This is a genomic window from Actinacidiphila sp. DG2A-62 (assembly GCF_035825295.1).
Taxonomy (GTDB): Bacteria; Actinomycetota; Actinomycetes; order Streptomycetales; family Streptomycetaceae; genus Actinacidiphila.
This window is the reverse complement of sequence record NZ_JAYMGI010000002.1, coordinates 4,067,902-4,081,191: the sequence shown is the minus strand read 5'-3', so window position 1 is coordinate 4,081,191 and position 13,290 is coordinate 4,067,902. Positions and strand designations below refer to the sequence as shown.

The 13,290-nt window shown below is 70.4% G+C and carries 13 protein-coding genes and 2 pseudogenes; 4 read left to right on the top strand and 11 right to left on the bottom strand.

All coding sequences use genetic code 11. The features are described 5' to 3' along the window. Positions 1-5 precede the first annotated feature (5 nt). From VSR01_RS18265 to VSR01_RS18255, 3 genes are all read right to left on the bottom strand, one after another. Positions 6-242, bottom strand: coding sequence for a hypothetical protein (locus VSR01_RS18265; RefSeq protein WP_326450279.1), 237 nt, complete (start codon positions 240-242; stop codon positions 6-8). Next, positions 239-2,266 (bottom strand): RHS repeat-associated core domain-containing protein, encoded by a 2,028-nt coding sequence (locus VSR01_RS18260; protein WP_442785484.1) that lies wholly within the window; start codon positions 2,264-2,266, stop codon positions 239-241. Before VSR01_RS18260 ends, VSR01_RS18265 begins: the two co-directional genes overlap by 4 nt. Positions 2,267-2,426: 160 nt before the next feature. Beyond that, positions 2,427-2,909 carry a putative T7SS-secreted protein gene (locus VSR01_RS18255; RefSeq protein ID WP_326450278.1) on the bottom strand — a complete coding sequence of 161 codons (483 nt, stop codon included), beginning with the start codon at positions 2,907-2,909 and terminating at the stop codon, positions 2,427-2,429. 548 nt (positions 2,910-3,457) lie between these two features. Here VSR01_RS18255 and VSR01_RS18250 point away from each other — a divergent pair. Next, a complete protein-coding gene (locus VSR01_RS18250; RefSeq protein ID WP_326450277.1) occupies positions 3,458-4,426 on the top strand; it encodes a D-alanyl-D-alanine carboxypeptidase family protein in 969 nt (322 codons plus the stop codon). A gap of 264 nt (positions 4,427-4,690) precedes the next feature. Here the strand turns inward: VSR01_RS18250 and VSR01_RS18245 are convergent. The 4 genes and pseudogenes from VSR01_RS18245 to VSR01_RS18230 all read right to left on the bottom strand — a co-directional run. After that, a pseudogene (locus tag VSR01_RS18245) lies at positions 4,691-5,065 on the bottom strand (methyltransferase, FxLD system); the annotation flags it as partial. Positions 5,066-5,303: 238 nt separating this feature from the next. Continuing rightward, a complete protein-coding gene (locus VSR01_RS18240; protein ID WP_326450276.1) occupies positions 5,304-5,567 on the bottom strand; it encodes a helix-turn-helix domain-containing protein in 264 nt (87 codons plus the stop codon). A 135-nt stretch (positions 5,568-5,702) separates the two neighbouring features. Continuing rightward, entirely contained in the window at positions 5,703-6,134 is a 432-nt protein-coding gene (locus VSR01_RS18235) for a hypothetical protein (RefSeq protein WP_326450275.1), read from the bottom strand. 112 nt (positions 6,135-6,246) lie between these two features. Then, positions 6,247-6,747, bottom strand: a complete 501-nt coding sequence (locus VSR01_RS18230; protein ID WP_326450274.1) for an ATP-binding protein — start codon at positions 6,745-6,747, stop codon at positions 6,247-6,249. 193 nt (positions 6,748-6,940) lie between these two features. On the opposite strand from VSR01_RS18230, the gene VSR01_RS18225 reads away from it, so the two are divergent. After that, positions 6,941-7,315, top strand: a complete 375-nt coding sequence (locus tag VSR01_RS18225; protein ID WP_326450273.1) for a helix-turn-helix domain-containing protein — start codon at positions 6,941-6,943, stop codon at positions 7,313-7,315. Next, the gene (locus tag VSR01_RS18220) at positions 7,273-8,112 is read left to right on the top strand and encodes a hypothetical protein (RefSeq protein ID WP_326450272.1); all 840 of its coding nucleotides are present in this window, start codon (positions 7,273-7,275) and stop codon (positions 8,110-8,112) included. Before VSR01_RS18225 ends, VSR01_RS18220 begins: the two co-directional genes overlap by 43 nt. Before the next feature lie 404 nt (positions 8,113-8,516). On the opposite strand, the pseudogene VSR01_RS18215 reads toward VSR01_RS18220, so the two are convergent. Continuing rightward, positions 8,517-9,908, bottom strand: a pseudogene (locus VSR01_RS18215) (FAD-dependent oxidoreductase). A gap of 108 nt (positions 9,909-10,016) precedes the next feature. Here VSR01_RS18215 and VSR01_RS18210 point away from each other — a divergent pair. Then, a complete protein-coding gene (locus VSR01_RS18210; RefSeq protein ID WP_326450271.1) occupies positions 10,017-10,400 on the top strand; it encodes an ArsR/SmtB family transcription factor in 384 nt (127 codons plus the stop codon). A 194-nt stretch (positions 10,401-10,594) separates the two neighbouring features. On the opposite strand, the gene VSR01_RS18205 is transcribed toward VSR01_RS18210, so the two are convergent. The 3 genes from VSR01_RS18205 to VSR01_RS18195 all read right to left on the bottom strand — a co-directional run bounded on the left by VSR01_RS18205 (position 10,595) and on the right by VSR01_RS18195 (position 13,051). Beyond that, the gene (locus tag VSR01_RS18205) at positions 10,595-11,158 is read right to left on the bottom strand and encodes a DUF5994 family protein (RefSeq protein WP_326450270.1); all 564 of its coding nucleotides are present in this window, start codon (positions 11,156-11,158) and stop codon (positions 10,595-10,597) included. Between the two features lie 171 nt (positions 11,159-11,329). Continuing rightward, complete coding sequence (locus VSR01_RS18200) at positions 11,330-12,571, bottom strand: PP2C family protein-serine/threonine phosphatase (protein ID WP_326450269.1); 1,242 nt, start codon at positions 12,569-12,571, stop codon at positions 11,330-11,332. Positions 12,572-12,736: 165 nt separating this feature from the next. Further along, positions 12,737-13,051, bottom strand: a complete 315-nt coding sequence (locus tag VSR01_RS18195) for a DUF5994 family protein (RefSeq protein WP_326450268.1) — start codon at positions 13,049-13,051, stop codon at positions 12,737-12,739. Between the last annotated feature and the right edge of the window lie 239 nt (positions 13,052-13,290).

Genomic DNA, 13,290 nt, shown 5'->3' with positions numbered 1-13,290 from the left:
GTCCTTCAGAGCAGTGTGTGGGTCATACTGCGGATACGGGAATTGAAAACGTCGACCGACCCTGGCCGGAGGCCGAAGTTCAGGCCCTCGCGCTCCAGTTTGACATGGACGAAATCCACGCTTTGCCCGATCTCGTCCAGGTGCAGGCCGTACGCCTCACGTATCGCTTCGATGTTGTCGCCAGAGCCCCTACCGGCGGCGATGAGCGCGTCGCGAGTTCCCGGTTCCATCGCGTACCTCACGAGATGGGTGTACTTCTGCGCGTTGCGTCCGCCACGCCGGGCGAATTTGGCGGCGATACCGGTGACGTAGTCCACCTCCTGTGTGAGAAGTTCTCGGTGCCTTTGACGCTGATCTCGCCCATCGGGCCGAGACCCTCGAACTCCCTCGCGGACATCACCCGGTAGAAGATCTCACACGCGGCCAGCCCCAACGGGTCGGACCAGGTGAGGGGGTTGGCCACGTAGCCGTGCGGGTCGTCGGACGGGGCCAGACCCAAGGGGTCGGGCGACTGGTAACGCGCGGTTTCCGGATCGTAGTACCGCAGGTAGTTGTAGTGGAGGCCGCTCTCCGCGTCGCTGTACTGCCCGGGGAAGCGCAGGGGGCAGTCGACGGCGAACTCTCCGTCGACACCGCGCGGTTGGCCCCACACGGTGAAGTCGCCGTGCCAGACGATCTGGCCGTCCTCGTCGACCAGGTGGGTGGGCATACCGACCAGATCGCTGACGATGGCGTAGAAGCGCCGGTCGATGGCGCCTTGGCTCGCTGTGTCGGCGAGCGGCTCGACAGCCTCGTCGGACCCCGCACGTGGCGGAGGTACAGACCGTACGGTGTCCGTCTGCGCCAAGGGCCGGGCGGCCCCCGGCTGCCACTCCCAGGTGCGTATGCGCGTGGTTCCGTCCGTGCGGATTTCGCTCTCTTCGGCCGGTTTGGCGCCGTCCCAGACGAAGTCGGTGCGATCGGCGACCTCCCCGTCCGCCGTGAGCCGCACCTTGGCGATCCGGCGCCCCAACGGGTCGTACAGGTAGCGCCAACGGGTGCCGTCCGGCGTCCGCAGTCCGACGAGACGGTCGTGGGCGTCCCACGTGTACGCCCAGACCTTGCGCCCGCCTGACAGCAGCGACCGGACCTTGCCGACGACCCGTCCCTGTCCGTCGTACGTGTAGCGGGTCCGCCCGGCCCGAGTGAGCAGCGTGCCATGGTAGGTCCGACCGGTGTCGCCCTGACCGCCGTGGGCGGCCGGGTCCTCGACAGCACCCTCCACTACTGATCCGCGCGGTGCGTACGCGTAGTCCTCGCGCGCCTCGGGGCGCTCCGGGTCGTGGACGCCCCGGATCCGCCCCGCGGAGTCCAGTTCGAACAGCCGCTCCGCACTCACGTCGCCGAGGTCGGAGGTGGTGCGCAGCACGGAGCCCGCCTGGTCGTACTCCCAACCGCGCCGGCTGGAACCGGTCGCGGTCGTCCAGTGCTCGGCGACGAGCCGGTGCGCGTCGTTCCATCCGCGGCGCACATCGGCGAACGGGCCGAGGACCAGCCTCACTTCGTGCCCGGCGACGTCGTGGGAAAACGCGAGGGCTCGATCCTCCACCCGCAGAGCCACCAGCCGATCGGCTGCGTCGAACTCCCAGTCACTGGTGACGCCACCCGGAGTGGTGCGCCGGACCCGCCGTCCCAGCAGGTCGTAGACGCTGCCGACCGCACGGCCGTTGACGGTCTCGGCGACGATTCTGCCGGACTCGTCGCGCGCGAAGGTGAGTTCGGCATCCTGGTTGACCGCCCGCACCAGACGGTTCGCCGCGTCGTAGGCGAACGTCGCGGTGGCCTCGTCCGTGCTACTGACGACGACTCTGCCCAGTTCGTCACGCGTGTACCGAACGTGCTGCCCCGCGCCGTTGATCCGCTCGACAAGGCGCCCGGCGGCATCGTGGACGTATCTCACCGTGCGGCCGTTGAAGTCCCTCTCGGCGATCAAACGCCCCGCGGCGTCGTAGGTGTACGTCCACGTCGCGCCCTCTGCGTCTGTTACGGCGACCAGCCGCATCTCGGTGTCGTACGTATATCGGACTGTCCCCGCCTCGGGGCTGCTGCGGAACGCCGGCAGACCGAACCCAGCGGTGGCGGTGCGTGTGACGGCGCCTGTGGGGCCGACGTACTCCTCGGGGTTGCCGTCGTCGTCGTAGGTCCACGACTCGCGTGCGCCGTCGGGTCCCTGGGACCAGGCGGGCAGGCCCTCCGACGTCCAGCCGACAAGGGTCGTTCCGCCCATCGGGTCCGTCATGGCGACCACTCGGCCGAAGGCATCCCGCTCGTATCGATCGGTGCCGCCGACCGGGTCGGTCACGGCGATGGGGAGGCCCGCGGCGTTGGAGGCGACCTGGACGGTGCCGCCGAGCGGGTCGGTGACGGCGGTCAGTCGTCCGTGTTCGTCATACGTGTAGCCGGTCGTGCCGCCGCCGGGCTCGGTCGAGGCCAGCAGGTTCCCGCGGCTGCTTCGACTTGTCCTGGGCGCGTTTGACCCAGGCGTCGGCGTTGTTCAGCTGGGAGGTGGCGGTGTCCAGGTCGGCGCGGGCCTGGCGGCCCTGGGCCAGGGCCCGGTCGGCGTCGGCCTGCGCGGTCTCCAACTGCGGCCAGTAGTTGTCGAGGGCGCCGGAGGCGAGGCGGTAGGAGCGTTCCAGCTTGTCGAGTTCGCCGGGCAGGTCGCCGAACTGTTCGCGGTAGGCGTCGCCGGACAGTCCGGCCCAGGACTGGATGACGGTGTCCCCGCCCAGGCCGCGTACCGACCGCAGGGCGGTGGCCACGTCGTCGGCGAACGCGCCGAGCTTGCGGGCGAGTTCCTTGACCTCGTACGGATCACCGGGCACGGGATCACGGTCAAGGTCCAGCACGTGCCAGTCCGTGGGCCTGCCCATGACCGCCGCCTCCCCCGGTTCAGCCTGTCGGTCTCGCACATGTTCGCAGAGCTGGACAGACGCAGGAAGATCACCGGTTCCGCCAGGACGCGGCGCTGACCGGCCTCACCCCCGCCCCCAGGCGGGCTCGCCCAACCTCGTAGGGCCCCACCGCTCAACGGCGAACGTACGTGAATGAGACCAGAACTGACAGGAGGGGGCGGGGGACGCCCCTCTTGACGACGGACTGGGCTACCGCGAGCTGATCCAGGCGATCGTCTTCTTGGGACCGCGCACGGCCCGGGAGCACCGCCCCGCAGTCGAGCACGAAGATGCGTGGCGGCCGCTACCTGTGCTCACCGGCCCGGGACGTAGGCGATCTGCATCCGCTGAGCGTGGACGCGTGACCGGCCCCGAACCCCCGCTCCCGCGGCTGGTTCGGCGCTTGCGGATCGGTAGGACGCATCGTCAGAAAATAGTTGCGGCACGGGCGCACCGTGGGGCCGTGTCCAACGTCTCTGGGGGGAGCGGCACTTCCGCATGCCGCCCCACTGACCTATGGAGCAGTTATGAGTACCGACACCAGCAGCATCCGCCGGGCCTCGGCGGCGGTGGTCACGGCCGCCGCCCTCGTCGCGGCGGGCGCGCTCGCCGCCCCGGCGGCGCAGGCCGCGGCCCCGCACGCGGCGCCCGCCGCCGCGCAGTCCGCCCCGGCCACGGCCGCCAGAGTCACGGCCGCTGCGGCCACCACCCTCAAGGCGCCGTCGATCGCCGCCAAGGGCGGCTACGTCATGAACAACGGCACCGGCGCCACGCTCTACACCAAGGCCGCCGATACCCGCCGCTCCACCGGCTCGACCACCAAGATCATGACCGCCCGGGTGGTCCTGGCCACCAAGAATGTGAACCTGGACGCGAAGGTGACGGTGCAGAAGGCGTACAGCGACTACATCGTCGCCAAGGGCGCGTCTTCCGCGCACCTGATCGTCGGCGACAAGCTCACCGTCCGGCAGTTGCTCTACGGCCTGATGCTGCCGTCCGGCTGCGACGCCGCCTACGCGCTCGCCGACAAGTTCGGCGCCGGCTCCACCCGCGCCGCCCGCGTCAAGTCCTTCATAGGCAAGATGAACTCCACCGCCAAGTCGCTCGGCCTGAAGAACACGCACTTCGACTCGTTCGACGGCATAGGCAACGGCAGCAACTACTCGACACCGCGCGACCTCACCAAGCTCGCCAGCAACGCGATGAAGAACAGCACCTTCCGCGCGGTCGTGAAGACCAAGTCGACCAAGCAGAAGGTCACTACCAAGTCCGGCGGCTACCGCTACATGTCGTGGACGAACACCAACCCCCTGCTGGGCGCCTACTCCGGCACCATCGGCGTGAAGACCGGCTCGGGCCCCGAGGCCGGCTACTGCCTGGTCTTCGCCGCCACCCGCGGCAAGAAGACCGTCATCGGCACGGTGCTCGCCTCCACCTCGGTGAACGCGCGCACCTCGGACGCCAAGAAGCTGATGGACTACGCCTTCAAGAAGTGACCTGAGCCGACGTTGTGTCAGTTCGTGGGGGCCTCCCCGGCAGGCGGAGCCTGTCGGGGGACGGACCCCGTCGTGTACGTCGACCGCTGGTGTGCCGGGAAATCTGGTCGGCGAGGACAGGAGAACTCTCTCCGCCGACAGGAGCTGGTGCCCGGCGTTGCCGGCGGCCTCGGGAGCAGGCGCCGGAATAGCCGACTGGCAGGCGTGGACCGCGGTCGCGGTCTTCGTCGGGACATACACCCTGATCGTCAGGACGGTGACGTTGCCGTAACCGGTCGCCTGGAGGAAGCCGGTTGCGCGGGCCGTGACGTCGGGGTCGATGTCCATGGTGACCACGTGGCCCTCCGCGCCGACCCTCTCGGCGAGGTAGGCGGCGTTGGGCCCGCCGGAGCCGACCTCCAGGACGGTCATCCCCGGCTGGGTCTGGGCCTGTTCGATCTGCATGGCCTGCACCCGCGGGGCCGAGACCGAGCTGATGTCCACGCCGGTCGCGTCCGTCTTGGTCACCGCGGCGAACTCCGCGTCGTATGCCCTGGCCAAGTCCAGGCCCGGGGTGGCCAGATGCCGTGGAACGGCACGGAAGGCCGCGATGACGCGCGGGTCGCGTGCGGCGTCCAGCGCGATGAGGCTGCGCACCATGGCGTCGCGCAACTGCTCTGCGGTGGGGTCGCTTTGGTCCGGCTCGGCCGTCGTCATGACGAGGAATCCTTCGTGCGGTGGGTGGTTGGCGTGCTTCGGGCGATGCTTTGCTCGGGAGCCCTGAGTTGGTCCGGCGGGGTCGCCGGACACCGGCTGAGCCTGGCGGGGCCAGCATGGGGGCTACACGTCGGAAGTCGCGGTCAGGCGGGCGGGGCGGCGTGTTGGAAGTCACCGCGCCTCAGCCTGGTGTGGCGCTGTGGCGTTTGCGTTCCAGGGCCACGAGGGGGCAGTTGAGGGCGTCGGCGATCTTCTTGAGGTTGGCGGGGGTGGCGCTGCGCCGGCCGGACTCGATCTCGTTCATGAGCTGTTCGGAGATGCCCACGCGGGCGGCGAGGGCGCGTTTGGTCAGGCCGGCCTTCTCGCGTGCCCAGGTGACTGCCTCGGGCTCGTGGTGCAGGCGGCGGGGGGCCGTTCGGGACCTGCGGTCCGCGGGGCGTTCCACGATGAGTCCTTCGGCTGGAGGGGTGGAGAGGGTTGCGAGTGGTGGGGGCCTCGCTCCGCTCTACGGGGGAGGGAGAGCGGAGCGAGGGGTTCAGCGGGCGCGGCGGGCAGCGGGTGGTGCGTGGTGTCGGCCCGTTTACGAGGTGTGGCTCGTCTCCCCGGTCAGGCTGGGGCGGGGGTTCCAGGGGTCGTGCACCTGCCAGGTGTGGCCGCCGGGGTGGCCTTCGTATTCGCCGCAGCCGCCGTCGTCGGGGTGGGAGACGGGGCAGTCGGGCAGGACGAGCAGTGCGTCGGGGGCGCTGCCCTGGAGCCAGCGGGCCCAGACGGCGGTGTTGTCGTCGATGTCGTGGACCAGGGCGTAGTGGTGGCCTGCGGTGTGGTGCTGGAGGGTGCAGCGCAGGTCGCGGATGTCGGCGGGCGTGCAGTGACGGTCGCCGGCCCAGGCGAGGGCGGTGCTGGCGAGCAGGTCGGGCAGGACGGTCATCGAGGAGCAGATGGGCGGTCGGCTGGGCACCGGGGCGCGGTCGGCCGCGGGGATGGCGGTGGGGGTGGGGGTGGAGGTGGTCATGGCACGTTCCTGGGAGGCGAAGGCGGATCGGTTGGCGGATCGGGTCGGCCGAGGCGGCCGGAAGCGCTGGTTCACGTCGAGCGCCGGCACGGCTTGGCGTGCAGATGTGCGCTCACGCGGTCACCGTCCGGTTGCCGGCGGCAGTCAGGCCAGGCTCTGGCGGAACGCGGATCGTGGCGGGGAGTTGGACCCAGACGGTCTTTCCGGGGCCGGGCGTTGCGAGTCGGTAGCCCCACGCACCGTCGCTGAGGCCGTTCACCAGTTGCAGGCCCCGGCCGTTCTCGGAGTCGGCGGAGGGCGGTCGGAGCAGAGGCGGGCGCGGGATTTCGTCGTACATGGCTATGCACAGGCGGTCGGCGGCGATCCACAGGGTCAACTCGCAGCGCGGGACGTGTGGTTGTCCGCGGCCGGGGGCGAACGGCTGCGCTTCGGCGCCCGCGTGGCGTACGGCGTTGGAGGCCAGTTCGGCGACGACGGTGAGGGCGTCGTACACAAGGTCTTCGGACAGGCCCCAGTCGCGTAAGACGGCGTCGGCGTGCCCCTTGGCGTAGCGGACGGCCGACCGTTCGCAGGCCAGGTCCAGCACGCTGTGGAAGCGAGAGCTGGGGGTCACGACCACACCTTTCACCGAGTGTCACCGACGTCTCCGGGTCGCCCCGGCGTCCAAGCGACGACCGGGGCAACGCTGCTGTCTGTAATCAGTCAACGACAGAAACGACCGGTGAAAGTGCACAAGAAGTGCACAAGGGCGGGGCGGGGGTAAGGATGGGCGGAGAGAGGAAGTCGAGCAGAGGGACGCTGGAGGCATGGGATCAGTCATCGCAGTTCCCGGGCCCGGCGCCAACGTCTCCCGGCTCCGCAAGGAGCGGGGCTGGGGGCAGGCGCGGTTGGCCGCGGCGGCGGGGGTGTCGATTTCCCAGCTCGGGAAGATCGAGCGGGGCGAGCGCACGCTGACGCAGGGTGTCGCCGCTTCGCTGGCGCGCGCCATGAACCTTTCCCTCCAAGAGGTGCTCGGCACCACGGCCGTCCCGCTGGACGCGGCGGCCTCGGTCAAGGCCCTCAACAGCGCGGTGCGCAGGTTCGACCTTCCCCACGAGCCGGCGATGAACGGGGGGAGGTCAGGGCCGCCCTGGACGCGATGGGCCGCACCCGCAGCAGCGCCGACCTCGACAAGGTGCTGACCGACCTGCCGGCGCTGGTCGACGGAGCGCAGAACCACGCGCACGCGGTGGGCACGCCGGAGGCCTGGGCGTGGGTGGTGGAGGCGTACTCCACGGTCTACTGGCTCGCAGCCCGGCACCGTTGGATGACGCTGGCCGATCTCGCCGTCACCAAGCAGAAGGTGGCCGCGCAGCAGTCCGACCCGGTGACCGCTGCCCTGGCGGCTCGGGATGAGGCGGGGATCTACCTCAATCACGGCGAGTTCGAGGACGGGCTCGCGGTCGTGGACCGTGCCATCACCGAGGCGGAGCAGAACTCGACGGGATTGGGACGCTCCTACGCGCTGGGCATCCTCCACCTGCGCGGTCTGACGCTGGCCGGACGCCTCCAGGACAAGCAAACCGCGGACCAGCACATCGACCGCGCGTGGGCCGTCGCGGACGACTTCGGCGAGGACGTCGAGCGCTGCGGCATCCAGTTCGGTCCGGAGAACACCGCCGTCCACGTCATCGCCACCAGCGGGGACCTGCGCCGGCACGGCGACGCCATCAGCACGATGGAGGATCTCATGCGCGACGGGGTCTCCCTCCCGGCCACCCGGACCAGCCCCCTCCACATGAACACCGCCCGCTCCCGCCTCGCCCTCGGCGACCGCGACGGCGCCCTGGAGGACCTGGAGAAGGCCTGGGCCCTCGCCCCGCAGATGGCCAAGGTCCACCCCACCTCGCAGGAAGTCCTCCGCGTCCTCACGTCGGCCCACAAACGCAGCAACCCCCGCCTGGTGAAGCTCGCGAAGAAGGCGCACATCCAGTTCTGAGCCATTGCGGCAGGCGATCCTCGGCATCCCCGGCGCCGCGCACGCCCGGCTCGGCGAGGCGCTGGCGAGCTGAGACGACGAGAGTGCCCCGACCGCAGCGCGGTCGGGGCCCTCGTCTGCCCTGGTGGGCGGGTGCGGAGGATACGAGATTCGAACTCGTGAGGGGTTGCCCCCAACACGCTTTCCAACTCTCTGTCTCACCGTACGCAGAGGTCCGTCACCGTTCTGAACTGGGAAGCAGCGCTCGTTGTAGCTGCCTTCGGACGGCCTCGGACGGGGGTGAATGCAACCCGAACTGCAACCCTCCGAAGGCAGGGGGCGCCCCCTGGGCGGACGGACGCCGCCTCGTCGCGCAGGTGGCCGTGCCGGCGAGTGCTTGGGTGGTGTCGGGCGCTGCCGCCTGCTCAGCGGCAGCCGCCGGGCGGCTCGGTCCGTTGGCTGAGTTCGGCCGGGGTGGACGGGCCGGTGCCGATGTGGATGAGTTGCGGTGCGGGGGAGCAGCAGCTTCCGGCTTGTTCGGTGTGGGGTTCGTCGAAGAGTCCGGTGCCGCCGCACACGCCGGTCTCGGGCAGGGTCAGCTCGGCGCGGTCGGCGGCGTCGAGGTCGCCGGCGATCGCCGCGGCCACCGAGCGGACCTGCTCGTAGCCGGTCATGGCGAGGAAGGTGGGGGCGCGGCCGTAGGACTTCATCCCCACCAGGTACACGCCGGGTTCGGGGTGGGACAGCTCGCGGTGGCCGTGCGGGGGACGGTGCCGCAGGAGTGCTGGTTGGGGTCGATGAGCGGTGCGAGCGCGACGGGGGCCTGGAGGCGTTCGTCCAGGGCGAGGCGCAGTTCGGACAGGAAGCCGAGGTCCGGGCGCAGGCCGGTGAGGACGATGGCCTCGTCCACCGGGTCTAGGCGGCGTCCGTCGTCGCCGATCAGGACGAGGCGGCCGTCGGTGTCGCGTTCGATGGTGTCGGTGCGGAAGCCGGTGACGGCGTCGGCGTGGCCCCGGTCGACGGCGGCCTTCGCGGCGAGGCCGAGGGCGCCGCGGGCGGGGAGCTGGTCGGCGCTGCCGCCGCCGAAGGTGGAGCCGGAGATGCCGCGGCGCAGCACCCACAGTGCGTGCGTGCCGGGAGCTTGCTCGGCGAGGTCGGCGAGGGCGGCCAGCGCGGTGAAGGCCGAGGCGCCGGAGCCGATGACTGCGGTGCGCTTGCCCGCGTAGCGGGCGCGGACGGCGGGGTCGGCAAGGTCGGGAACGCGGTAGGTGATGTGGCCGGCGGCGGCTCGTTCGCCGAGGGCGGGCAGGCCGTTGCCGCCCGCGGGTGCGGGGAGGGTGAAGGTGCCGGAGGCGTCGATGACCGCGCGGGCCTGGCACGCGCTCCTCGCGGCCGTCGGCGTGCTGGTAGTGGACGGTGAAGGGCTGGTTCTCCCGGTCGGCGTCCACGGTCCGGTCCCGGCCTGCCCGGGAGATCCCGGTCACCGTGGCCCCGTAGCGCACCGCCTCCCCGAGGACGTCGGCGAGCGGCTGGAGGTACTGCTCGGCCCAGTCCGCCCCGGTCGGGTAGGTGCGGGTGTCGGGCTTGGTCCAGCCGGTCGGGGCCAGCAGTTTCTCGGCGGCCGGGTCGGTCAGCTCGGCCCAGGTGGAGAACAGCCGCACGTGGCCCCACTGCCGCACTGCGGCGCCGGCCTGTGCACCGGTCTCCAGGATCAGCGTGGTCAGCCCGTGTTCGGCCAGGTGGGCGGCTGCGGCGAGCCCGGTGGGGCCGGCGCCGATGACGACGACCGGCAGATCGCCGGTGGCGGGAGCGGACATGGTGGTGCCCTCCTTGCGTACGGCAGGTTCGGAACCTCGACCGCTGATTCGATGTCCGTCGATATCTCGAAGGTTGCCTCACGTATCGACGAGTGTCAACATAGACGTATGTCGAAGTCATCGTCGCCGTCCGTGGAGCTGCCGGTGGAGCTGCCGGTCCTGCGGGACGAGTCGGCCGTGGCGTGCTGCCCGCCGATCACCGCGGGCGAGTTGTCGGTCGCCGACTCGGAGGCGATGGCCGCGATGTTCAAGGCCCTGGGCGACCCGGTGCGGCTGCGGCTGTTCTCGAAGATCGCCTCGCACCCGGGCGGGGAGGCGTGTGTGTGCGACATCCAGGACGTCGGCGTCTCGCAGCCGACCGTCTCCCACCACCTGAAGAAGCTCCGCGAGGCCGGCCTGCTGACCTCCGAGCGCCGCGGCACGTGGGTGTACTACGCCGTCGCTCCCTCGGTGGTCGCGGGCATGTCCGCGATGCTCGACCTGCGTCTCTGACACGGGGCCGGTCTCGCCGGCCGGGTCCGCCCGGGCGGATCGCAGGACGGTTTCGTGAGTCCACCCGGACACCGGCGGCCGCAGCACGCTGTTTCGCGTTGGGTTGACGTCGCCACTTCGCAGGTGCTTGCGCCGGATACCGGCGATTCATGCCTCCCCCACCGGTGGGGGTTCGACGCCCCGGTCTGGGAGGCTCATGTCGCCGCTTCTTCCGCGGTCGCGAGGGAGGCCGCGCGGCCTCCCTCGGAGTCCCAGACGGCCTCGGGCATGTCTCGGATCTCCTCGGCGGCGCGGCGGCCGGCCTCTGCCATCAACTGGCTGCCCGTCGACGTTCGCGACGGGTCGGCCGCTGCAGCGAGCAGCCAGGCGGCGCTGGTGGGCGGAGTCTCCGGCGGGATGACCAGGAGGTCCCAGCGGCCCACGCGGTAGGACATCAGCATCAGTTGATGCGGGTCCTGCTCCTCCTTGAACCAACCGACCTTCACTACATGTCCGTTGCCCTGCACCTTGTGCGGAACCACCGGCCAGTGCGTGGGGTTGACGGTGATCCGGGTGATCCGGTCCCATGTCAGGTCGAGTTCGTCGGTGAGTGTGGGGAGTTCGGCGGCCAGATCCCGGGAGCGTGGCCACCAGGCCCCGTCGAGCCTGACGGACGCCGAGCCGACGGGGACCAGGGAGAGCCGCAGCGGCGGCCGGGCGGGCGGACGTGCCTGAAATGCTTCTTCGGTCGTCGGCGTGTGCAGAGGGGTCGCAGTCATGACTCGTCGAACCTCGCCCCGGGCCACGATCCGGGCCCGGTGGTCGTCGATCGCCGAAAACGACACGGGCTGGATGCGGGTGCACGATATGCCCTCGGTGTTCTTCAGCCTACTCCTCGGCGACCCCCTCGGGCGTTCGTGTCCCCGGCCCGGTGTCGGCGGGTATTGCCCTCAGTCCGGCTGCGCCAGGTGGCCGGTGGTGCCGCCGCGCCATTCGATGAGCAGGATGGTCGCGTCGTCGCTGGTGACTCCGCCGCGCGCCTGCTTGAGGGCGTGTGAGAGTTCCCGCACCATGGCCCGCGTTGCGTGCTTCTGTCGTCCGACATCGGAGACGATGCCGATGAGCTGTGCCAGTCCGAACTCCTCTCCTCCTGCAAGGTGTTCCTCGGTGAGGCCATCGGTGTAGCACAGCACCCGGTCATCCGGTCGCAATGTCTGCTCGCTGACCAGCGGTTCCTGGCCGCCGAAGCCCACCGGGAGGGTGGTGCTGCCCTGGAGCTGTCCGATGACCTCGTGGCCGCGGATCAGCAGAGGCCACGGATGGCCGGCGTTGACCCACTGCAGATGGCCCGTCGCCACGTTCAACTGCATCATCTGCGCGGTGACGAACTGCTCGGGCCCGAACTGCTCCGCGATGACCTCGTCCATGTAGGCGTAGATTCCGGACAGGCCGACGCCGCTCCTGCGCGCGTGACGATAGGCGCCGATGGCGGCCGTGGCCATCACCGCGGCACTCAGCCCGTGTCCCATCGCATCGATCATGGCGACGTGCAGGACGTCCCCGTTCAGGGAGTAGTCGAAACTGTCCCCCGCGACCTCGTAGGCGGGCTCGAGGATGCCCGCGACCTCGACCTGGGGCACCGACATGCGCAGTGGTGGCAGCAGGGACCACTGGATCTCCGCGGCCACACTCATCGGGGCCCGCCGCCTGGCCAGTGTGAAGACGTCGGAGTAGCTGTTCTTGGTCACCACCATGTCGGCGACCAGACCGGCCAGTTGGCGCAGCAGCCGCCGGTCGTCGTCGGCCATCACGTCCAGGGTGACGGCCAGGACGCCCACTGGGTCGCTGCCGTTCAGCAGCGGCAGGAACGCCCGTGTTCCGTCGTCATGCGCCACCTCGATGGGCCGGGCCTCCAGGAAGGCGGTACCGGCCAGGGAAGCGGCGATCGGCTGCTCCGCTCCGGTCAAGAGCCCTCGGCCGCGCAACGGGACAAGCGTCAGCTGCTCATAGTCCTGGAGCAGTACGGATACGTCACGGCCGCCGATCCTGGCGAGCTCTTCCGCGACCAGCGGGGCGATGAGCTGCGGCGGCATTTCGCGGGCCCGGTCCAGCAACACGCCCAGCAAACGTTCCCCGAAGCCCTCCGACCGGTCGACTTCCGTCCCGCGAAAGTGCCCCCGCTGTTCGTTCACGGCACCACATAACACCATCGAAGCCGTTGTCCGTGGTGGAAGCGAAGTACGTGTCGACCGTATGGCCCGTAGGAGCTGTTTGTGCCGACGCGGAAGCGCGTTCGCGGTGGCGGGCTTATCGTTCCAGCCGGGGCAGGAGCGCGGATTCGCACCACCGAGTCCGGCCTAGATGGGCGCGAGCGGGGTGCCGGGCGGTGTGACCAGGAGGTCGCAGCGGCCCACGCCGTAGGAGAGCAGACAGATCGTGTGCGGATGGGGAAGCGCGCCGGACCGGTTGATGTGGATCTCGCGGTCGGCGAGGGTCACGGTGTCGGGCCGGATCCGCCACATCGTACGGCTGACGGTGACCCGGGTGATGCCTGGCCAGCGGTGTTCCAGCGCCTTGATCAGGGCTGGCAGCTCTCGGTCCAGGTCGTGCGAGCGAGGCCACCATGTGCCGTCGAGCCGATGGGGTCCGTCCTCCGGCGGTCGCAGGTCCAACCGAGCCGGAGGATCTTCCGGCAGGAGCGACGACGTCAGGTCCCCGGTCAGGGCCATATCTGCTGCGCGCCTTCCTCGAAGGGCCCGTCCGGTGCAGGCTCGGGAGCTGGGTCGGACAGCGCGGGTCGGGTGGTGTCCACGCGGAGGTGGAGGGCTGTGCCAGTGCCTTCGGCTCCGGCGGGGCAACTGTGCTGCTCGGTACGGGTGAACCAGGCACGCGGCATCTGCGCCACATATCC